The sequence below is a fragment of the Singulisphaera rosea genome (assembly GCF_054877945.1).
On record NZ_JBTYIP020000006.1, the window covers coordinates 359,296 to 381,136 of the forward strand.

Here is a 21,841-nt window from a genome sequence, read left to right on the forward strand (position 1 = left end):
TACAGCGGTCGAAAAGAAGGAGAGGTGTTGACCCCAAACGGCGTTTGCGAGCGGATCGAAGCCCTTTCACCCTCTCGGCGCTCGCCTTAGGATGAGGGGCGAGCGGTTTGAGCCGCAGGCGCCGGTGCCCCGAGCCCGGCCCGTGAGATGGAGAGCCTCCCAAAGGAGACGCAACCTCGATGATTTTCCGCCTTTCCACACGCCTCCGGCATGCGACCACGGCGCTCTTGCTGGGATCGGGCATCGTCCTTTCGTCGTCGCTCTTCTCGGCGATCGTCGAATCGAGGGCGATGGGTCAGGAACCTGCCAAGGAGAAGGAGGCTGAGCCGAAGAAGGACGAGCCCAAGCCCAAGGAGGAGCCGAAGCCCGAGGCTCCGAAGCCGAAGGAGGAGGAGCCGAAGCCCGAGGCTCCGAAGCCGAAGGAGGAGGAGCCGAAGCCCGAGGCTCCGAAGCCAAAGGAGGAGGCCAAGCCCAAGAAGACCACTCCCATTCAGGAGCCGGTCGCTGGGCGGGTCTACCAGCAGAACGATGAGGGACGGGCGGACATCGAGGTCGTCCTGGGAGAAGGGATCAATCCCGAGTCGGTCGTCAGCGTCACGCTCAGTACGGTCGGCAACAGGGGCGGGTTCCCTTCGCCGAACCCGGGGCTGGTTGGGGTCACGTATCGGGACGGTAAGCTTCGCAACGTCCCGACGGGTGGGCCTTACTCGGTCAACATCGTCCTGAAGAACGATAAGTCGGCCGGAGCCTTCGCCGGAGGGGCTTCCATGACGATGGGGGTCGCGCCGGTCTTCGTCGGGGACCTCTGGATCCTGGCGGGCCAGTCGAACATGGAAGGGGTCGGGGATCTGATCGACGTCACGCCCCCGTCCGACCGCGTGCAGCTCCTGGGGATGGACGGCGTGTGGGGGAAGGCCGAGGAGCCGCTCCACTGGCTGGTCGACTCGCCGGACCTGGTCCACTCGGGGAACCCGGACGACCGGGCGTCACGCTCGGTGTCGTTCCACAAGACTCGGACGAAGGGGGCGGGCCTTGGGTTGCCGTTCGGGGTGGCGCTGGCGTCGGCGACGAACATCCCGATCGGGCTCGTCGCCTGTGCTCACGGCGGGACGAGCATGGAGCAGTGGAACCCGGCGAAGAAGGGGGAGGGGGGGAGTAGCCTTTACGGCTCGATGCTCCGCCAGGTCAAGCTCGCCGGAGGGAAGGCCCGAGGGGTCCTCTGGTATCAGGGCGAGAGCGACGCCATGGGGGGCGCGGCGGCCGTGTATCCCAAGGTCTTCGCCGACTTCATCGCCGCCGTCCGCGAGGACCTCGGCCAGCCCGACCTCCCGTTCTACCTCGTGCAGATCGGCCGATTCGTCAACGGCAATGACCCGAAGGGCTGGAACGCCGTCCAGGACGCCGAGCGCCAGATCCCGGACCGCGTGGCGAACACGGCGGTCGTCGCCGCCGTCGACCTCGAGCTCGACGACCTGATCCACGTCGGCACGCCCGGCCTGAAGCGGCTCGGAAACCGCCTCGCGCAGATCGCCCTCCGCGAGATCTACGGCCAGGTTGGCGCCACCACCCCCACCTTCGACCGGGTGAACAAGCGGGGGGAAAGCTCCCTGGTGATCAAGTTCAAGGGGGTCAATCGCGCCCCGGCCCGACCCGGAATGGGGATGGGGATGGCTGGTCGTGGGCAGGGCCGAATCGTCGACGGCTCGATCGGCCTCGGGCAGGCCCCCGGGCAACCGCTCCAGGGGCTCCACCCGGCCCGGCACATCGCGGGCTTCTCGATCCGCAAGGAGGACGGGAGCGAGATCCCGCTCATCTTCGACGCGGCCGTCGGACTGTCGAACGACACCGTGGTCCTCAAGCTGACCGGCAAGGTCCCGCCCGGGGCCCAACTCTGGTACGGCCACGGGCTCGACCCGTTCTGCAACCTGACCGACGCGCTGGATATGGCCGTCCCCGTGTTCGGCCCGATCCCGCTCGACGACCTCAAGTGAAGTCAGTGACCGGATTCGGTTCGTCGCAAATGGCCCGGGCAGCCCCCATCTGGGTTGTCCGGGCGGCCATCTTTGTCGAAGCGCGGGTTCAGGGATCTTGCTTACGAGTCTGTCTGGATCGATTGTCATCAATGACCCGACACTGGGCTAAACTAAGGAGAGTGAAGCTTGTCCGCAGATGACGCAGATCGTCGCAGATGGAATTGAAGATATTCGACATTCTAATCTGCGTCTATCTGTGTCATCTGCGGATAGGCTCGCCGCCTTTTCTCCTGGGCCCATCCTTGGCTGATCTTGGCTCAATGTCGTGCCATCGTTATTCGTCAAGGTTGCGACCGCGGATTGTGATCGGAAAAATGGGATGACGTTTAAAATTAACAGATGTCGAGACGGCGATGGCTCCCGCGGGACAGCGTGATTTCAGCGCCGGACGCCTGACCCGGCATGCGCTGGAACGGTTCGTCGAGCGGTTCGGGGTCGAGCCGGGCGACGCCGAGCGTGATTTGCGTGCGGCCTTGAGTCGGACGCGACGGCTTGGCCGCAATGCCCGGAACGACGCGGTGGCCCTGCTGGCGTTGCATCGAGGACGGCCTTTCGTGGCGATCGCCCAGGGCTCGACGTGCCTGACCGTCCTGACCTGGCCGCAATTCGCCCCGCACCTTGGCGAATTCGGCCGACCCCGTCTCCCTCGGAAGTGGGGGCGACTCCTCCGACGCCTCGGTGCCCCCGAACTCGAAAAAACGACGGAGATAGGGAATTCTGAAGGGAATCTGGAAGAGTGGGCTGATGAGAAAAAATACGGAGGGTACGCTGAAGACGATGCGGACGATGTTCGATACCCATAGTACCGGGCGTCGCCCCGCCTGAGGATGGCGCGGGGGCGGCTATCACGATCGCCGGCTCGGTGTAAGTCGTGCTAAGACAAAGAATTCGGACGTAGCTTCACGGAGTATACCGTGAATCTTTATTTTTTCTAACGTCTTTGGGAAAACATATCCTATAGTAGTGGGTGACACACCCCAAATCGGCGACAACATCCAGGACAGGAGGTCCTTCCGGAAAGGAGCAAGTCCTCGCGATGCGAAAGCTATGGGTTCAGCGTGTCTTCGTCGGGCTGATCCTGGCCTTCCCTCTCCTCATGAGCGGGACTTGGACGCAGTCTCTGGGGCAAACTTCGGCGTTCCTGCCGATGATTCCCGCGGTGCTGGCGGTCGAGATGTTCCTCGTCGGTGGGCTGGTCCTCGGTCTGAGAGAGCGGCGCCGCTTGTTCGCGAACCTCGAGCTGGTCCGGGCAGGGATGGACAAATCGGCCCGGCGTCCTTCGGGGGCCTTGGTCGGCCCGATTGGAGTCGGGAAATCGCCCGCCTACCAGACGATCAAGCGTTGAGAACCTCGGGACTTGATCACGACGGCCCTGCCCGTGGCGGTCTTCCGCTCGGGTGGGGCTTGTTTCGTTGATGCCCATACCTCAGGCGCGATTCGTTGAGGGCGCGACAACGTCAACGCGTTCCTTGTTTGTTCGAGTCGAGGCGCGGTTCAGGGCACAGACCCTTCGAGTGGGATCTCTTTGATACAGGCTCGAAGCGCCAGCGAGTGAATCTTCCCTGATTTTCTTGCGACGAGATTCACTCGCTGGCGCTTCGGGCTTGTAAGATGTCGTGCGGCGGGCACTGTCTTGGTGGATGCAACCCGAGCGTGATCCGATCTAAGCGGCGAGCACGCCGAACTCGAACCATCCACTCCCACCTTCGCTCCACTCACTCATCGATTTCTCGCCCGAGCGGGCGACATTTTCGCCGAGAGATGTTTCGAGGTCATGGTGCAACCTCGCCCGGAACACGGCCGGGCGAAGTCGTCACGCATGGGTCAGGCGTGGATCAGGAGATCGATGTTCTCGGGGAGTTGTTCGGCGACGGCCTGGATGACGTCTCCCTTCATGGCCTTCCAGAGGGTTCCGCGTCGGGTCGTGCCGAGTAGTAGCAGGTCGGCGCCGTGGGTGACGGCCATGTCGAGGATGGCGTCGGGGATGTCTCGCGCGACCCCGTAGAGGAGCCGGAGCGGGACGCCGACGGTCTTCGCGTTTTCGCGGAGCCGGTCGAAGAGCGCCAGGGCCTGCTCGTCTTCGTCGAGCTTGGGTGGGGTCGTGGGGCCCATTGGCGTCACCGCGAGGTGGCGGATGAACAGGATGTCGAGCTCGGCCTGCCGGTTCTTGCATTCCTTGAGGGCGAATTCGATCAGCCTCGGGTTCCCCTGGGTGGCGACCATGATCCGTTCCTTCGCGGTATAGGCGCCGGCCTGGATCATCAGGGGGCGTTTCGGGGCGGTCGGGGCCGAGTGCTCGGCGGCGATGAGCGCGGCGCGGTAAGACTGGGTGCGGTAGCTCGCGTAGCCGGTGGTGGTGGCCACCCCGAGCATGAGCAAGAAGCCGAAGTCGGCCATCCGGATGACGACCGGGCCCGCCCCCGGGATTTCGTGGCGGTAGAGGACCTGCGTCGATTCGCCGAGGGTCAGCGAGAGGCCCAACTCGACGATCACCGCGGCGACTGCGAATGCGAGGTAGGCGTTGCGCGTCGACTTGGCGATCGGCACGGCGCGGTTGGTCACGACCGTGGCGATTCTGGCGGCGAGCCCCGTGACCAGCACGAGGAGTGCGAAGCTTCGGGCGTGCGGCTTGACGATGCAGATCGTGATCCCGATGCAGATCATGATGACCGTTAGGCTCATCATGAACACTCGTTCCCAAGTCTTGAGGGCGAGCTCCTTGTTCGTCGAGGTCGTCGCGAGGTTGATCGAGATCGCGCCGACGACGCCGATGGCGTACAGGCCGGAGAGCTTCTCAACGTTGGGAAAGAGCAGGACCACCAGCGCCGGGATGGCCGTCCCGACGACCAGGGGGAGGATCGGCATCCCGTAGCGGTTCAGGCCGCCGAAGGCCTTCGGTAGCTCCTTGTCGCGTGAGAGCATGAACTGGATCGAGACGACGCCGACGAGCGCGGTGTTCACCGCCGAGAAGAGCAGGATCGCGAAGACGATCGAGCTGACGGCGGCGAAGATCGGCCCGACGTATCGTGCGGCGATCACCTTGAGCATGTCGCCGGTGTGGAGGAGGTCGCCGGTCGGGCCGCGTTCGTAGAGGACCGAGTCGGGGAGGGCGTTCATTGCCGCCGCGAGGATCAGGTTCAGGATCACGATCTCGGTGAGGACCGGCAGGATCGCCCGCCTTGCGGTCTTCTCCACCGGCTGGACCATGATCCCGGTCATGTTGGCGACTGCCTCGACCCCTGAGAGGGCGAGGACAATCTCGGTGAAGCCGACCCAGGAGGTCCACATCCCCTTGTTGAACGGCGACTCGACCCGCATCTGCGAGACGTGCGGCAGACAGGCGATGCCGATGATGAGCGTCAGGATGATCGTCGCGACCGCCACGAGCATGGCGATCGTCCCGGTCTTGGTCGGGCCGAACTGGTTCAGCAGGCCGATGACGATGATCGTGAGGGCCGCGAAGACGGCGTCGAGCGGAAAGCCGAGGAACCTCAACTCGTGGACGCCGAGGTAGTGGAACCCGTCGAGGCACGACATCGAGGCCGTGACGACGTAGTCGGCGCAGAGGAGCAGTCCCCCGATCACGGCCAGGAGCTGCGACCGACGCTGCGCCGACGAGTAGACGCCGCCGCCGTCGGGGAAGAGGCGGCAGATGATCTCGTAGCTCCAACCGACGCCGATCATCAACGCGCACATCGCGACGATGTGCCAGAACGACGACCGTCCGGTGAAGGCGAACGCAAGTCCGAGGACGTAGAGTCGGCTGGTGCCCCAGTCGCCGAAGAGCATCGGCCCGGCGTGATACCAGTGCAATTCGCGCGGACGTTCCCCAGTGGTCAACATGTCGACCGTCATTTCCTTCCCGAGCATCGAGCGAACCGGATTCGGTTCGTACCGGGGAGTCTTCAGAGTGCAAGTGGGGCCGGCTTGACGAAGCCGGGAATCGCCGACCGAGAGATCGGCCGGCGGGAAAGTCCCCTCGGACGCCTACGAGGTTAGCTGTCGGGCTCGGAGCCGGAGGTGCCCCGTCGCGAGAGTCATGCCGCGATTCGCCCCAATAATTGAGTGGTTCCCCCGTTCCCCCGAATGTCGGTGGGATTCGGCGCTAGCACGGATCAGGTCCCCCGGGAACAAAAGCGAGGTGAATTAAAAGCAACCTCGATGCCAACGTCAAGAGACGCCGCGAGGCTACCTCGATCTTGTAGATTCGCTTGTTTATCGGAATCGTCACGGAGTTTGGGGGGGAGAAACTCCGTCCTCCGAGCTGGCGGGGGCGGACCGCTTCGCGATCTCGGCGGCCACGGCGGCGGTGAACGAATCGGTCGACTCCTGGCCTCCGAGGTCTCGGGTGCAGACCCCATCGCGGAGCAGGTCGAGGGTCGCCGTCCGGACGGTTCGGCCGAGGTCGGTCTCGCCGACCTGGTAGAGGAGCATCGAGAGCGCGAGGAAGATCGCCGTCGGGTTCGCGAGGTTTTTGCCGGCGATGTCGGGGGCGGTGCCGTGGGCGGCGTCGAAGAGGGCGACTCGGACGACCGCCGCGGGGTCGAACGCGAGGTTCGCGCTCGCGCCGATGCCGAGCGAGCCGGCGAGGCCGCAGGCCATGTCGGAGAGGAAGTCGCCGTACTCGTTCAGGACGAGCACGATCTGGAACTTCTCCGGCACCATGATCACCTTGCCGAGCAGGGCGTCGAAGAGCTCGGTGTTGTGCGGGACCTCGGGGAACTGACCGGCGACTTCTTTGACGACGCTCTCGAAGAGGCCGTCGGTCGCCTTCTGGATCGTGTATTTCGACGCGCTCGTGACCCGCTTGTTGCCCGTGCGCCGCGCGAGGGTGAACGCGTAGCGGGCGGCCTCGCGGACGGGACGCTTCTCGACGATGCGCAGGCTGACGGCACCGTCGTCGCCGATCAGGCGGCCGGGGTCGTCGTAGGTGCCGCCCGTGGCGATTCGGACGATGTCCAGGTCGAGCTCGCGTCGGAAGTTGGTCGGGACGCCGGGGATGGTATAGACGGGGCGATGGATCACCGAGAGGTCGAGGCGACGCCTGAGCACGGCGTTCGGGCTTTCTTCGGCCGTGACGGTCGGGTGCTTGAGCGCGACGAGAGTTGTGCCGACCTTCTCGACGGCCTCGTCATAGACCGCCCTGCCGCGGGCTCTCCGGTTCTCGAGGGACAGGTCGACGGGGATGAATTCGAGGCGGATCGGGAGCGAATCGGCCAGGGTGTGGATCGCCTTCGACAGCTCCGGGCCAATCCCGTCGCCCAGCAATTCGGTGACCTGATACGTCGGACGCATGGTACAGAAGGGCCTTTCACGCTCAGTCCGCTTACCGCCATCAAGTCAAAGGAGATGGCCGACGGGACCTTCCGGGATATGGGAGGGTCCTTGATTGTAGGGATCCCCCCCGAAGGCCGTCAAACGTGCCTCGCTCGTCGGAATCGGTCCGATCCGTCGCCAAACCGTTCCACTCGCTTGGCGGCTCGCCATTTCGCGAGTTATATTGGGATATCCTGCGCCGACGCGCGTCCGGTCGGTTTTCGATCTCCCCGACTCGAATCGCCGTCTCGCCGGAGCGGCGTGAGGGTGTTCCCCCGATTTCCCGCCCGCAGGAGAGCTCCGATGTCCACCGCCGGGAAAGTTTTGGTCGTCCTGGTTCTGCTGGTCTTGCCCATCTGGATCATCCTCGTCGCTTCCGTGGCCAACCTCAATACCGAGTGGACCATGGCGCTTAAGAAGCTCGAGGGCAACATCAAGACGCTCGAAAAGCAGGTTGCCGATAACGAGGCGATGAGCCATGGATTGAAGGACCAGATCGCCTTGGCCCAGTCGACGGCCGAGACGAATCATGTGGTGATCCGCTCGAAGCTCGCGGAGATCGAGCGTGCCCGGGCCGAGACGACCCAGATCAAGACCGCCGTCGACGTCCAACTCGACACGCTGAAGGCCGCCCTCGCCAGCGCGGAGTCGACCCGCGAGCATCGCAAGACCGAGGCCCAGGAAGAAGAGAAGGCCAAGGGAGCCGCCCTCGCCGACGTCGAGAGGCTCAAAGGCGAGACGAACCAACTGATGGATCAACTCTCCAAGCTCCGCGAGGAGTTCAAGAGCACCCTCGATGCGAACCGCAAGCTGGTCGAACGCCTGCTCCGGGGTGGCTCTACCCCCCCGGCTCGCTCGGCCTCGCTCCTCAGCCCTGTGACGCGCTGAGCGGATCATCCGGGAGCTGTCAATCAAAGAGGCCCCGCGTCATTCGGCGCGGGGTTTTGCTTGCGCCCTGATGTGTTCGGAGGGCGTTCCACCATATCTTGCGAATCTCTTCATCAAATTTTTACTGGCATTGACGCGATTCTGAGGATCGTGCCAGAATGCACGATCCTCCGCGTGCGGATACATCTTTGACACTTGTCCAAAGGTTCCAGGATGACCGAGGGTTCCGGAAGACGATGGAGAGCCGGCTGGATCGGATCCCGGGCATCCGCCCCGTCGCCAACCCCCTCGAAGATCCCCACGCTCGAACAACCCTGGGTCGGGATTGCGGCCAACCCGGGCTCCGGTCGTGGAAAAGGAAAACGACGCGTGGAACGCCTCGTCCACGAGCTCGAGCGTCGGGGGCTGGAGGCTCGCGTCGCCTGGAGCCTGGACGAACGGGCGGCCCTGGTCGACGAGTCTTCTCGAGATCCGAGGTGCCGTTGCCTGGTTGCCGCCGGGGGCGACGGCACCGTCGCGGCCCTGGTCAATGAGCACCCGAAGGTCCCGATCACGGTCCTCCCCGCGGGGACCGAAAACCTGTTCGCCCGCCATTTCGGGTTGAACGGGACGCCTGCGCACCTGGCCGCGACCATCGCGGAAGGGAAGGTCGCCCGGATCGACCTGGGCGACACCGGGACTCGGCGATTCACCCTGATGGCGGGGATCGGGTTCGATGCCGATGTCGTCACGAGGCACCACCTGACCCGGATCGGTCAGGCGGGGGTGCCTCGGCCGACGAATCGGAGCGCCTATGTCGAGTCGGTCCTCCGTTCGAGCTTTTCCTATCGGTTCCCGTCCCTGACCCTCTCGATCGCCGATCCGGGGGCCGAGGAGACGCTGGTCGGGGCCACCGCCTTCCTCTTCAACCTGCCCCGATACGCTCTAGGATTGCCATTTGCCCCTTCGGCGAAGGGGGACGACGGCTGGCTCGACCTTGTCGTCTTCCGCGACGCCGGCCCGTTGCGATCGCTCCACTACCTCTGGATGGTCGTCCGCGGCCTCCACCTCGATCGTCCCGGCATCTACCATCGCAAGGTCCGCCGCGTGGAGATTTCCTCGGCCGAGCGAGTCCCGGTCCAGCTCGACGGGGATCCCGGAGGATACGTCGCGTCGCCGTCCCGGCCCGAAGGGACCTGGACGATCGAGGTCCTACCTCGCGCGATCGACGTCATGGTGCCCTGCGCCTGAGCCGGCTCGATGCGGTTCGGGTCGTCAGCCCTGTCGCCCTGCGATAAGATCGGGCCGGGCGATTGCGGAGGGGCGACGCGTCTTGTCTCGTCCTCCTCCCCCCCAAGGAAGGGAAGGGACTAGAGCATGGCCGTGTTGAACCCCGTTTCCATCGGGCCGACGACGATCGGCCGAGGACGCCCGCTGGCCTTGATCTGCGGCCCTTGCGTCATGGAGCCGAACGACCTCACCCTGGTCATCGCGCGTCGACTCGCCGAGATCAGTGCCGAGCTGGGGGTCCCCCTGGTCTTCAAGGCGTCCTTCGACAAGGCTAACCGCACGTCGAAGTCGAGCTTCCGGGGCCCTGGGCTCGAGGAAGGGCTGAGAGTCTTCGAGCGGGTCAAGGCCGAGACCGGCCTGCCGGTGACGACCGACGTCCACGAGAGCCACCAGGCGGCGCCGATCGCCGAGGTCGTCGATCTTTTGCAGATCCCCGCCTTCCTCGCGAGGCAGACCGACCTCCTCGAGGCGGCGGCGGCGACCGGGCGGCCTCTGAACGTGAAGAAGGGGCAGTTCATGGCCCCCTGGGACATGTCGAATGTGGTCGCCAAGGTCGCTTCCCAGAGCGACGCGGGGATCCTCCTCACCGAGCGTGGGACGACGTTCGGCTACGGCCGGCTCGTCAACGACTTCCGGGCAATCCCCCTGATGCAGGCGACGGGCGCCCCCGTCGTCTTCGACGCCACCCACTCGGTCCAACTCCCGAGCGCCGGCGCCGGGGGCACCGTGACCTCCGGCGAACGCGAGATGGTCCCGTATCTGACCAAGGCGGCCGTGGCTACCGGCTGCGACGCCCTCTTCCTGGAAGTCCACCCCCGCCCCGACGAAGCCCTCTCCGACGGCCCGAACGCCCTCCGGCTCGACGACCTCCCCGGCTTGCTCCGCACCTGCCTCCGCATCCGGGAGGCGATCGAAACCTCGGGTTGCTGAACCCCGCACCGCATCCCGCCCCCGCAACTGGCCGACGTCCCGGGTGATCGCCCGGGGACGTCCCGCTTCGCTTTCTTCCTGGGCCGATCGAACCGACGCGTCCTTCGGAGCGTATCTCAGGAAAAATGACCGCCGAGACCGGCAATGGCCTCGCCGCGCCCGGCCCCAATTCGCAGAATAGGGGGGTCGGAAATTCCGCGGTGTCCTCGAGATCCATCCTCGAACCTCCTTCTTTTCTTCACCCATCGTCGCGGGCCAGGCGGAGGCGTCGTCCACTGTTGAACGACGGCCTTGGATTCCCTCTCTCCGACGGATTATCAGGAGTTGCCCCTTTGAAACGGCGCGTCCGTCCTTGGAGTCTGCTCTTTGGCCTCGCCTCGACGCTGGCCGGCTGCAACTATGCGCCCACCACGCCGCCCCCTCGGGCCATCACCCCAACGACCGGATCCTCTTCGAGCGTCGGAGAGACTTCGGACGAAGGACTGACGGCCTCCTACTCGTCCGGCGCGGGCGAGTCGGATTCGCAGATGAAGCCGGTCATCATCAAGAGTGTGATCAACCTCATCCAGACGGCTGCCCTGAAGCCCGGCGGCGATAACTTCAAACAAGCGACCGGCAAGCTCAATAACTATTTCGAGGGGACACCGCCGCAGGACTACTTGCTCAAGCCGGCCTCTCGCGAGTTCCTCGCCAAGCAGTTGTCACCCGACGCGCTGAAGGGCTTCGAAAGCCAGTCGTTCGAGATGCCGGATGCCCGGCATCTCGAGGACTGCATGCTGTACCACGGCATCGCCATCCGGATCGGCGGCAACGGCGACGACTTGACCAGGGTCCGCCGCGTGTTCGACTGGACCGTCCGCCAGGTCCAGCTCATCCCGCCCAATTCGCTGGCCGTCCCCGGGATCGGCCAGGCGCAGGCCCGGCCTTATGACGTCCTCTTGCGCGGGCTGGCGACCGAGGCGGGAGGATACTGGTCGGAGCGGGGCTGGCTCTTCATGTCCCTCTGCCGGCAGTTGGGCATCGATGTGGGCCTGATCACCTATACGCCCGCCGACGAGAAAGAGCCGATCCCCTGGATCTGCGGCGTCTTGATCGAACAGAAGATCTACCTCTTCGATGCCCGGATCGGCCTCGCGATCCCCAAGGCCGACGGCACGGGCGTCGCCACGCTCGACGAAGCCCTCGCCGATCCTCGCGTGCTCAACCGGCTCGACCTGCCGGGCCAGTCGCCCTACCGCGTCACCCGAGAGCTCCTGAACGGGAGCCCGAGCAAGATCGGCATCGCGATCGACTCGAGCCCGGGCTACCTCTCTCCCCGGATGTACCTGCTCCAGGAGAGCCTGGTCGGCAAGAATCGGACGGTCCTCTTCCGCGACGCGGCCGAGCAGCGCGACCAGTTCGTCAAGGCCCTCGGTGCGCATGCGGGCGACGTCGTCCTCTGGCCCATGCCGATCACGGTCCTCAACCGCCTCTTCACCGACGCCCGCTTCGTCCAGGCGACCCAGGTGGCGCTCCACCTCTACGACTCGAAGTATCCGCTGCTCTACGCCCGGATCAAGCAGTTGCGCGGCGAGATGTCCGAGGCCGTCAACGACTACATGACCTTCCGGATCGACGAGAGCCCGCTCCAGATGGACGGGGTCACGAAGATCACCCCCGAGGAGCAGGAAGCCCTCCACCACCACGCCACCTACTTCCTGGCGCTCTGCCACCTCGAGCAGAACAACACCAAGCAGGCGTCGTTCTTCTTCGGTGAGACCTTGCGCTTCCTCCACGCCCCCGGCCCCGGGCAAACGTATTACAATATGTTCCGCTGGGGGGCGTCGACCAACCTCGCCTTCCTCCACGAGGCCAAGGGCGAGCTGTCGCAGGCGATCGCCTACTACTCCGAGTACAACCCCACCCCCCAATATCACGGCAATCTCGTGCTCGCCCGGGAGTTGGTCTGGCAGAACCCGACCGCCCGACCTCCCGTCCCCCTGCCTCCTCCCCCGGCGGCCTCCGCCTCCGAACCCGCCCCGGTCCAACTGCCGACGGGCCCCATGAACCCGTTCTGAAGCCGGAATGGGGAGACCCGGGCTCTTTCGGAGGGTTCGGGTGTCCCCTTACAAGCCCGAATCGCCAGCGAGTGAATCCTCTTCGATTCGATGCGAGAGGGTTCACTCGCTCGCGCTTCGGGCCCGCATCAGCGAGAGGCGTCTCGATCGGAACCACCCTTGACTCGCCCATCCCCCCGTAGGCGGGGCACTCCTGCCCCGCCTTTACTGCTCAAGCCGAGTCGAGAGCCGCGGGGCAAGAGTGCCCCACCCACCGAGGAGGATGGTTGGGGACGACGAGTGTCTTGCGGATCTTATGTCGAAGGGTAATTACTTCGACTCGAGCGGCGAAGACTCCGAGAGTGTGACCGTGCGGACGGAGAGGCCCGCGTCGGAGGTGATCGTCGACGTGTGCGAGGTCGGGAGATCCCAATTGCCGACGCGTTGCCAACGTTCCTGGATCGTCTCGACGTGGTCGAGCTTGCCTGACTTCGTGTCCCAGTACTGGACCGAGTAGCTCCTCGGCAGGTATTGCCCGTCTCGGTTGCGTTCGTTGTCGATGACGGTGATGGTCACGTTCCGGTCGCCGATCTGGCGGTTGACCACCATGATCTGCTGGTCCTTGATCCGGTAGCTCGAGGCGAACCGGCCACCCTCGAAGGCCAAAAGGCGTCCGAGGGGGTGTGCGTCCTCGTCGTCGGCGAAGCGGAGCACGGGCTTCGGGGTCGAGGGGTCGACAGGCTCGGGAAGCCTGTGCATCGCGATCGAGCGGAGCTGGTCCTCGAGCCAGGGGCGCGCGACGGGGTCGTCCACCTGGACGTCGACGGAACCATCGGCCCGGACGGTCGCCTTGCCCGAGTAGGCTCGGCCGTCGACTTCGCCGGCAACCTGCGAGGTGAAGCCGGGGAAGTCCTTCCACTGGACCCGAGCGGACAGGGCGTCCTCGAACAGGGAGACGGCCTCGGGGTCGACCTTCGGCCGTTCGAGCGGCCAGGCGAAGGCGATCGTGGCGAACTCGCGGATGACCTCGTAGGACTTGCCCCCGAGCTCGCCGGCCTGCTTCACCGTGCGGTCGGTATAGACCGAGTACCGGCTGGGGGAGGGGGGTGTCCAGGTCGTGGTGCCGTCGTCCCCGGTGGTGAGCTTCGTCTCCGTGAGGTCGGAGTCGACCGCGTGCAGCATCGCCTTCGGGAGGGGTTTGCCCTCCTGGAGGACGAGGAGTTGGATGCGTCCCTGCTCGAGCTTCGCCACGATCTCAAGCGGGATCTCCGGCCGGGGGACGAATTGGTTCAAATCCTCGGCGCGTCCCGCGATCGCCTTGGGGTAGTGGCGGAGGAGGAACGGGGTCTCGTTCGGGCGGGCCAGGACCCCATACTCGCAGGCACCGATCACCGAGACGCTCCCCGAGGCCGGGACCAGGGCGCGGAGCCGGTCGGTGCCTTGTCGGACCTGGAGGGGCTCGAATTTGCCGGGCGTGGATTGGGCCCAGAGCTTCGTGCCGGCGATCTTGGCGACGAATCGGGGGTCGCCGGCCTCGGCCAGCTCGCTGAAGAACACTTCGGCCGACCGGCCCGACTCCGCCATCGGGCTGATCTTGATGAACAGGAAGTGGGCCTTCGCTTCATTACTCGACAGCCCGATGACGACCAGGGACAGCACGAGCCAACGGCGGAGAGTCATGGGACGGAATCCTCCTCGCGGGGGGGGCTTTGGGACGCGTTGCCGCCGGTCCGTTTTAGCACCGCGCGAGGAGGTTTGGAAAGGCTCGCGACGATTCAAATGGCCTTTGTGGTCGGAGTCCAGGCCAGTTGCTCCGCGAGGTCGAAGGTCGCCTGGCCGATCCGTTCGCCCTCGGAGTCGAAGACCGTGACCTTGATCACGCGCCCGGGGAACCTCGCCCGGGCGTCGGCGAGGATGTGCTTGACCACCGGCAGGACACGATCCGACGCCACGCCGCTCGGCACGCTGAACCAGAGCCTCCCGTGGTGCTCGAGGTCCGCCTGGATGTTCTGCAAGAGGATCTCGCTGTGCAGGTTGATCGCCTCCGCGAACGTGACGTCGGACTCCGTCGCCCCCGACCTGGCCAGGGGGCTGGTCGTCCCGGAGGGCACGGAGGGGCCGTCGTTGGGGGGAGTCGTCGTCTCTGGGATGATCCGATGGCGGATGCCGTGCCAGGGGCGGTAGTGTGCCTGGAGGATCGGCTCGTTCGACGGCCCGAGCAGGGTGAGGACGATCCTCCGGTCGGGGAAGCAGCGCGAGGATCCGTCCAATAAGTCCTTACAGAGCCCGAGGGCATCCTCGGGCTCGACCTTCGAGTCCAGCACGACCCGGAGCCGGCCTTGCGTCTCGAGTTCGACGTCGGCCTTCCGGATGAGCTTGCTCGGATGTTTTCGGAGTCGGAGCGTGAAGTCGCGGTCGCGGTCCGTCTCCCCGGTGGACCCCGATGGGTCGACCTCGGGGGCGGCCCCATCCTCCGAGGGATCGGCGGAGTACCAGGATTGGGCCTCGAGCGGAGAGGGCTTCGCCGCGATCGAATCGCAGCCGAAGGACGCGAAGAGAAGTGACCCCGCGGCGAGCATCCACAGGCGGTTCATGGGTAAACTCCTCGACGGTCGGCACGGGCTGCCCCATTTGGAGGCTCGTGACGACGAGCGGGCGGTATTCCGTGCGACTCATAGGTTGTGCATGAAAATCGGCCGATGATTTCGGGCGTTCGGCTTTCGCCGAGCGGTTCGGGCGGGAGTCCGGCCTCGGTGATGAAACCGACGACGGCCGGCCTCGCCCTTATCGCAGGGCCTGGGGCGTGGATTCGTCCGCCGGATCTTATTGAAAAATTGTAAGAATGTGGATCCCGCGAAGATGGGATCGGCGCGGTGTCCGATCGGGACTGACCCGATGCACGCCCATGGACACCTGTGGTAAACTCGGAAACATCTTTCGCGGGGGCTATCAATCAGGACGCCGAGCCGGGCCGCTTGTGACGCGCGGGAAGGGTTCGTCGCCGAAGACGGGGGCGGGATGAACATGCCTGAAGGAGATCAAGGGAAGGGGCCGCTGCGTTCGGGCGCCAACCCCGCCGTCGCCGACCGCGGCCGCCTCTCGAATCGGGCGGACGCCGATCCGGGAGCATACGGGTGGGTGATCGAGACGGTGATCAGCCCGTTCCACTGCCTCTATCAGGACGCGCTCCAGTTCCACACGCAGAGCCAGCTCCGGCTGGCCCGTTCCGAGAGCGAGGCGAGTCGCCTGGCCCGAGGGGCGCTCCTCCTTTACGTCGCCAGCGCCGAGGCCTTGGTGCACCAGGCGGCCGTGGAATTGGGCCGGCCCGAGCTGACCGCGATGATCGCCGACTCCGAACGCCCCTTGCCGCTCGTCGACGCCTGGCGACTCCTCCCCGCGATCATCGCCGACGGCCCCACCGGCTCCTTCGACCCCGACCTCCCCCCCTGGCCGCAATTTACCGAGCTGCTGGAGTTGCGGACCTCCTGGACCTACCCCGGCGTCGCCGCCTCGCGACGCGCGTACTACCGGTCGCCCCAACGCGACGCCGCCTACGAGCCGCTCGAGTCCCACCTCATCCCGCCCGGCCTGGCCATCTCCCCCGCAGGCTTGAACTACCCGAAGACCGGCCTCCCCCGCGACCCCTACGCCCTCCGCCCTCGCCACCTCGACACCGCCCGAGGCGTCCTCGACGCCGCCATCGAGGCCCTCGACCGCCGCCTCGGCGGCGCCCTCACCCGCGATCAACGCCACCGCAAAGAGCCCGTCCGCGTCGTCTATCCTCCGAACCAGCGAGGCTGATCAACGGGGAAGCGGAATGAAAGCTTCACCATAAAGGCATGTTCCTGAAGGAAGGCATTTCGCTCGTTGAGCCTCGATCCCGAAACCCGATATTTTCTTAAACATCGGGTTTCTGAGGAAGTCAGCAACGACATTCCAGGAGGGGGCGTCGGCGTTGACGGCGTCAGAAGGGTTTCGGAAGCATTCTTCCCCCTCATTCGTCAGGGCAGAACTCGATCGAGGAGGCGCTGAACGAACGGGGGGACGGCGTCGGGGACGACCACGCCCGCGGGCCCGTAAGGATAGGATCCCGGTGGGCGGATGACCCGCATGGGGACGCCGTTGACGAAGCCCATCGGAGGCAAGGGGCCGCGGTATCGCCCGCCTCTTGGGACGATCACGAGGGGAGGCGCCACACCCGGGTCGTCGGGTGACGTCCGAGGGGCCCCTTCGGCTTCGGAGAGCAAGTCGCGAGGAGGAACCCCGGCGCGGTCATCCGGCAGCGGGTCGAGGTCCGTGGGCGGGAGGTCCGCGTCGGCGTCAGGACGGGCGGGCCCTTGCCGACCAGCCAGGTCCATGTCCGACTCACGAGTCCAGTAACCTGCGCGATATCCCCAACCGCCCGAGCGTCGGACCCAACGGGCCGGGACCCAGTCCCAGCCGTCCTGCACGCGAGCCCAGAAGGAGGATTTCCAGACGAGGCCGTTGCCGTCGACCGCATAATGGCCGGCGACGAGGAAGTAATCCGGGCCGGGCGCCGGTCCCGGGACATCTTCGGGGTGCTCGGCCGGCGGGCCGGCCTTCCGCCAATCGAGGCGACCGACCGTCGAGGACACCTGGCGACGTCCCCATGAGCCGGGGACGCGATACCAGCCGACCGCGTCGCGCATCCAACGCCCCCCGACCCAGATCGAGTCCCGGGGCGGGACTTGCCAGACCCCTCCAACCCAGACGAAGTCGTTCCTGGGCTGATCCCAGGACCAGTATCCCGGGACCCACGCCGCTCGAGGATCCGGCGAGTCCTCCGTCGGACGCTCGTCGGGAGGAGGCGGGGGCGACATCGGGGCCCGCATCGCTCGGGCCCGGGTCGTGGGAGGCAGGAACGCCTCGTGCGAAAGCTCGGCCTTCGACTCGTTCCCCTCCGGATGGGGGCGGGGCGGTTGCGGCGGTTCCGGCTGGGTGATCGGTGCTTCCAGCGGCGGGGGGTCGTCAAGCCCCGCCTGCGCCGACGCCAAGGGGCTCCAAAGGCCAGCCCCGGACGCCAGGAAGACGAAGCCAGGGGTCAACCATTGGCGGTGTAAGGTCGCCATGTGTCTTGCTCCAGGTGCCGAGGGTCGAGGAGTTCTCCTGAGACAACTCCCCCAGGAGTTATCCTCGCACAAACCGGACCAATCGGCATGACTTGAGGGCCGCACGGCTCAGGAGTCCTCGCCGGGCCCGTCTCTCTCGCCTTGACGGAAGGAGGGCCTTGAGCGGATAGTCATGACAGGGCAACGGCACGCCACTTCCACAAGTCAGGAAGTTACTCGAATGACGGCCCGCCTCCCGAAACCCGCCAGGGCGCGTCGCTTCGCGGTCAGCGTGCGGCGCCTCGCCCTGATCGTCCTGCTCGTGGCCCTGGTCATGGGCTTCTTCGTCAATCGCACGCAGCGCCGGGAGCGCGCCATCGCGGACATCCAGTCGTCGGGAGGCCAGGTCAGCTACGCATCGTCAGCCACGACGATCCAGCCGCCCGGCTACTGGTCGCGTGCCCGAGCCTGGCTGGATAGTCGCCTCGCCCGATTCTCCCCTCCGGATATCGAAGGGGCCGACTTCACCGGGTCGACGTCGTTGAGTCCGCAGAAACTCGCCTCCCTCGGCTCGCTCCGCAGCCTCACGACGCTCTCCCTCGAAAGCTCGTCGGTTTCCGATGCCGACCTTTCCGTCCTTTCCTCCCTCGACCGCCTCCGCATGTTGAACCTCGCCAACACCGAGGTCGGCGACGAGGGCCTGGCCCACCTCGAGTCCCTCTCCTCCCTCCAGGATCTCGACCTCTCCAACACCGAGATCACCGACGAAGGACTCGCCCACCTGGCCTCGCTGCCCCAACTCCGGCGACTGGCCCTGTCCGACACGGGCATCACCGACGCGGGGCTTTCCCACCTGAAACGCCTGACGAACCTCCAGACCCTCGAACTTGCCCACACCCGGATCCAGGGCAAGGGCTTCGCCCACCTCGAGTCCCTTCGTCAAATCCAATCCCTCGACCTTTCACGCACTCCCTTAACCGACGCAGGCCTCGCCTTCCTCTCCAATCGAATTGCCCTCACCACCTTGAATCTTGAAGCGACGTCAATCAGCGACGTCGGCCTCGCCAGCCTCTCCGGCCTCACCCGACTCCAGACCTTGAGCCTCGCCAAGACCAAGATCGGCCGGACGGCCCTCGCCCCCCTCCGCCGGCTGACCCTCCTCACCGCCCTCGACCTCCACCAGACGGCCGTCGACGACAAGGGCCTCTCATCCCTCGCCGCCCTTATTCAACTCGCCGACCTCGACCTCGGCGGCACCCGAGTTCGAGGCGCCGGCCTCGCCGACTTGAAAGCGATGAGCAAGCTGGCGACGCTGAACCTCGACAACACTCTTGTGGACGATGCCGGCCTCTCCCACCTGCCCGCCCTCGGCGGGCTGACCACGCTCAGCCTGCGCCGGACCCAGGTCGGCGACTCGGGGGCCTATGCCCTCACCAAACTCCCCGCCCTCGCCACGCTCAACCTCAACGGGTCCAACCTCAGCGACGCGGGCTTCACCCTCCTGGCCGCCATCCCCACGCTCCAGTTCCTGGACGTCTCCGGAACACAGGTCCAAAGCTCCTCGGCAAAGAGATTGGGGCGAAGCCGGCCCACCTTGACGGTCGTTAGGCCGTTCGATGCCTTGAATGCCAGTGTGAACGACGCCACACACTCGCCGAAGCAAGGTCATTGAGTGAAAATTATTAATTAGTGAACATTAGGTTATTTGAAAATCTGTCGAAATGGCATTGGTTTGCCGGGTGTGCTTGCCGTCGATCACAAGCGAAATCGCCGGGCACCGAACTGGAGTGACCTATGAGATCGAACGCGAGCCGCATCACCCTGCCAATGTCCGCAGTTCTCCTACTCGTCACGCCGATGGCGTTGCCGGGACTCGTTTCCGGGCAGGACGTGCCGGCCGACCCCTTTGCGCTCGACGGCGCCCGAAACATCCTTCAAGAAGGGCATTTCGGGATTGTCAACGGCAAGCTCGCGGTGAGTATTCCCTATCGCCAAGTCTCGAGAGTGCGGGGCTTGTGGGCTCCTCCGTACGTGAGCTCGGATTTCGAGCTCGAGGTTAAAGTGCTGGGACAGCCAGTAACGACGGATCGTTACACCTGGCATCCGTTCCTGGTCGAGCGGTCGGGGATGGTGGAGGGGATCGCCGTGGAGACGGAGACCGCGCTCATCCCCGGCGGCCGTTCGGGGGTCATGGAGATCACGCTGATCAATCGCGGTAACGCCCCGCGCACGATCCCCGTTGCGATCACCGTCTCCGGCACACTGGATTCGGCTGACAAGGAAACCGCGCACGGGGCCTCGGGGTGGCTGTTCGCCGCGCCGGAGAGCCGGACGGCCACCACCCGGAAGGTCGAGGGGGGCTCGCTCGTGCTGGAGCAGGGGGGGCTTTCAGTGGTGGTTCGCGCGAGTCAGGGCATCGACTGGCCGGCCGGCACCGGCTCGATGATCGTCCCGCCCTCCGGACGATTGAAACTTCACGTCGCATTTGCGATGGGCCCTTCGGCCGAAGCCAAGGCGGCTTGCGACGAGATCGCCTCCGCGGCCGAACGGGCGTTGGAGGCGACACGCACCGCCTATGCCGATCGGCTGGCCGGGCTGTTCGCCAAGCTGCCCCGGTTGCGATCGAGCAGCCAGGCTCTTGATCAGTTCTACAACCGGTCGCTGGTCCCGCTGCTGATGAACCGATGGGACGTCGCCGAGTTCGCGCTGCACCCTTACTACGCGACCGGGAGCGTCAACGGCGGATGCGTCGGCAATTACCTCTGGGACTTCGGAGGCAATTGGGAGATCTTTCCCCTTTATGACCCCGAGGCCACGAAATCCCACATCAAACAATTCCTGGCTGTTGACATTACCAAGCACTTCGCATTCGAACCCATCACGGGGAAGGCGTGGGGACCGTGGTACCCGGTCAACCAGGAGAAGATCGTCGGTCTGATCTACTTTTACGTGAAACACACCGGGGATCTGGCTTTCTTGAAAGAAGTTGTGGATGGAAAGACGATCCTGGACCACGCGGTCGCCAACGCACTGTTCGGCGACGACCCTGGAAAGCCGGTCCGTCTGATCGACTACGGGCCGTCGAACAGCCACCTCGAGTTGCGGCGCGGGATCCCGTACAACCACGTCATGCCCGACCTGAACGGCAGGCGGTACGACAGCTACGTGCGGGCGGCCGAGTTGGCGGAGCTCGCGGGGACACCCATGCCGCCACTTCGCGAACGCGCCAGCGCGCTCAAGGCTGTCTTGAAGCAGCAGCTTTGGGACCAGAAAGCGAAATGGTTCGCGTTCCAGGACGACAAGGGGCGTAAGGACCTTCGATACACGGTGCAGGTCTTCAAGCTCTTCAGCAGCGAAGTGCTCGACGCCGAACAGGAAGCCGGCTTGCTCACCCACCTCCGGGACGAGCGCGAGTTCATGGCCGAATATGGCCTGGAGAGCATGGCCAAGACCGACCTCGCCTACGACCCGGTCGATTACGACAACGGGGGCGGCGGCTGCTTCACCGCATTCCCGGCGCAGGTCGCCGAGCGGCTCTATAAGGCGGGCCACCCTCGGGAGTCCTCGGACATCCTGAAACGCATCCTGTGGTGGGGCGAGCGCACGCCGTACTGGGGCGATTCCTTCGCGGCGAACGAGATCCAATACCGCCGGGATACCCCCTTGCAATGCACCATCGACGCCGCCGCGGCCGCGCAGTGCATCATCTTCGGCATGTTCGGCGTCCGGGCCGAATTCAACGGCGACTTGCGCATCAACCCGACCCCGGCCTCCTTCGCACCGAAAATGGAACTGAATGGCCTGCGACTCCGAGGACACGTGCTCGATATTCGCGTCGATGGCGGGACGTACGAGATTCAGGAAGGCCCGCGTCGGACTCGACAAGCCGTCGGGCAGCCGACGATCCTTCGCTCGCGGTAGGCAAATAGGTTTTCTCGGGACTTTGCGCCGCCTTAGCCCGACACGAGAAGGCACGTGCGGTCAGTTCGCCGATGACTCATTCGTCAGATCGGTGCGCGATGCTCAGCACGCGCATCGCGGCCCGAGGTCAGGACTGTTGCCGAAGCTCGTGGAAATCCAGGCAGTTCGAGTCTGTTTTACTGTAAAAGGTTAAGACTTGATATCGCCCACGTGGAAGGACGAATTCGGCCCGTCCGACCAGCCAACTGCCATGTCGATCGCCGGAGTCCATGAGGAGGACGTTACCACCAGCGTGCCGCCAAGCCAACTCGCTTTCCGGGACTGAGCAACCTCGGACCTCCTCGAAGTAATCGAGCAGTTCCGTCTCCGACTCGGCAAA

Annotated in this window: 15 protein-coding genes and 1 riboswitch; of the genes, 10 read left to right on the plus strand and 5 right to left on the minus strand. The window is 65.4% G+C overall.

What is annotated here, in order from left to right:
* The first annotated feature begins 179 nt into the window (after positions 1–179).
* The 3 genes from ACYOEI_RS14280 (at position 180) to ACYOEI_RS14290 (ending at position 3,378) form a co-directional block, all read left to right on the plus strand.
* A complete protein-coding gene (locus ACYOEI_RS14280; RefSeq protein ID WP_462850176.1) occupies positions 180–1,991 on the plus strand; it encodes a sialate O-acetylesterase in 1,812 nt (603 codons plus the stop codon).
* A gap of 395 nt (positions 1,992–2,386) precedes the next feature.
* The gene (locus ACYOEI_RS14285; protein WP_462850177.1) at positions 2,387–2,836 is read left to right on the plus strand and encodes a hypothetical protein; all 450 of its coding nucleotides are present in this window, start codon (positions 2,387–2,389) and stop codon (positions 2,834–2,836) included.
* Between the two features lie 233 nt (positions 2,837–3,069).
* Positions 3,070–3,378 carry a hypothetical protein gene (locus ACYOEI_RS14290; protein ID WP_462850178.1) on the plus strand — a complete coding sequence of 103 codons (309 nt, stop codon included), beginning with the start codon at positions 3,070–3,072 and terminating at the stop codon, positions 3,376–3,378.
* 479 nt (positions 3,379–3,857) lie between these two features.
* On the opposite strand, the gene ACYOEI_RS14295 is transcribed toward ACYOEI_RS14290, so the two are convergent.
* The gene (locus ACYOEI_RS14295; RefSeq protein ID WP_462850179.1) at positions 3,858–5,876 is read right to left on the minus strand and encodes an amino acid permease; all 2,019 of its coding nucleotides are present in this window, start codon (positions 5,874–5,876) and stop codon (positions 3,858–3,860) included.
* A 126-nt stretch (positions 5,877–6,002) separates the two neighbouring features.
* A riboswitch (cyclic di-AMP (ydaO/yuaA leader) is annotated at positions 6,003–6,148 on the minus strand.
* Positions 6,149–6,260: 112 nt separating this feature from the next.
* A complete protein-coding gene (locus ACYOEI_RS14300) occupies positions 6,261–7,328 on the minus strand; it encodes an isocitrate/isopropylmalate family dehydrogenase (RefSeq protein ID WP_462850180.1) in 1,068 nt (355 codons plus the stop codon).
* 324 nt (positions 7,329–7,652) lie between these two features.
* Between ACYOEI_RS14300 and ACYOEI_RS14305 the strand changes: the two genes are divergently transcribed.
* The 4 genes from ACYOEI_RS14305 to ACYOEI_RS14320 all read left to right on the plus strand — a co-directional run bounded on the left by ACYOEI_RS14305 (position 7,653) and on the right by ACYOEI_RS14320 (position 12,493).
* Positions 7,653–8,237, plus strand: coding sequence for a hypothetical protein (locus tag ACYOEI_RS14305; RefSeq protein WP_462850181.1), 585 nt, complete (start codon positions 7,653–7,655; stop codon positions 8,235–8,237).
* Positions 8,238–8,450: 213 nt separating this feature from the next.
* The gene (locus ACYOEI_RS14310; protein ID WP_462850182.1) at positions 8,451–9,467 is read left to right on the plus strand and encodes a diacylglycerol/lipid kinase family protein; all 1,017 of its coding nucleotides are present in this window, start codon (positions 8,451–8,453) and stop codon (positions 9,465–9,467) included.
* 126 nt (positions 9,468–9,593) lie between these two features.
* On the plus strand, positions 9,594–10,436 hold the full coding sequence (kdsA, locus tag ACYOEI_RS14315; RefSeq protein WP_462850183.1) for a 3-deoxy-8-phosphooctulonate synthase: 843 nt from the start codon (positions 9,594–9,596) through the stop codon (positions 10,434–10,436).
* Positions 10,437–10,768: 332 nt separating this feature from the next.
* The gene (locus tag ACYOEI_RS14320; protein WP_462850184.1) at positions 10,769–12,493 is read left to right on the plus strand and encodes a hypothetical protein; all 1,725 of its coding nucleotides are present in this window, start codon (positions 10,769–10,771) and stop codon (positions 12,491–12,493) included.
* 309 nt (positions 12,494–12,802) lie between these two features.
* On the opposite strand, the gene ACYOEI_RS14325 is transcribed toward ACYOEI_RS14320, so the two are convergent.
* Positions 12,803–14,152, minus strand: coding sequence for a DUF3386 family protein (locus ACYOEI_RS14325; protein WP_462850185.1), 1,350 nt, complete (start codon positions 14,150–14,152; stop codon positions 12,803–12,805).
* Between the two features lie 95 nt (positions 14,153–14,247).
* Positions 14,248–15,066, minus strand: coding sequence for a hypothetical protein (locus tag ACYOEI_RS14330; protein WP_462850186.1), 819 nt, complete (start codon positions 15,064–15,066; stop codon positions 14,248–14,250).
* Between the two features lie 424 nt (positions 15,067–15,490).
* On the opposite strand from ACYOEI_RS14330, the gene ACYOEI_RS14335 reads away from it, so the two are divergent.
* Positions 15,491–16,273, plus strand: coding sequence for a hypothetical protein (locus tag ACYOEI_RS14335; RefSeq protein ID WP_462850187.1), 783 nt, complete (start codon positions 15,491–15,493; stop codon positions 16,271–16,273).
* Between the two features lie 200 nt (positions 16,274–16,473).
* Here the strand turns inward: ACYOEI_RS14335 and ACYOEI_RS14340 are convergent, their stop codons facing one another.
* Positions 16,474–17,562, minus strand: a complete 1,089-nt coding sequence (locus ACYOEI_RS14340; RefSeq protein ID WP_462850188.1) for a hypothetical protein — start codon at positions 17,560–17,562, stop codon at positions 16,474–16,476.
* A 220-nt stretch (positions 17,563–17,782) separates the two neighbouring features.
* Here ACYOEI_RS14340 and ACYOEI_RS14345 point away from each other — a divergent pair, with 220 nt between their 5' ends.
* Complete coding sequence (locus ACYOEI_RS14345) at positions 17,783–19,213, plus strand: leucine-rich repeat domain-containing protein (protein ID WP_462850189.1); 1,431 nt, start codon at positions 17,783–17,785, stop codon at positions 19,211–19,213.
* 122 nt (positions 19,214–19,335) lie between these two features.
* Positions 19,336–21,462 (plus strand): MGH1-like glycoside hydrolase domain-containing protein, encoded by a 2,127-nt coding sequence (locus ACYOEI_RS14350; RefSeq protein WP_462850190.1) that lies wholly within the window; start codon positions 19,336–19,338, stop codon positions 21,460–21,462.
* The last annotated feature ends 379 nt before the right edge of the window (positions 21,463–21,841 follow it).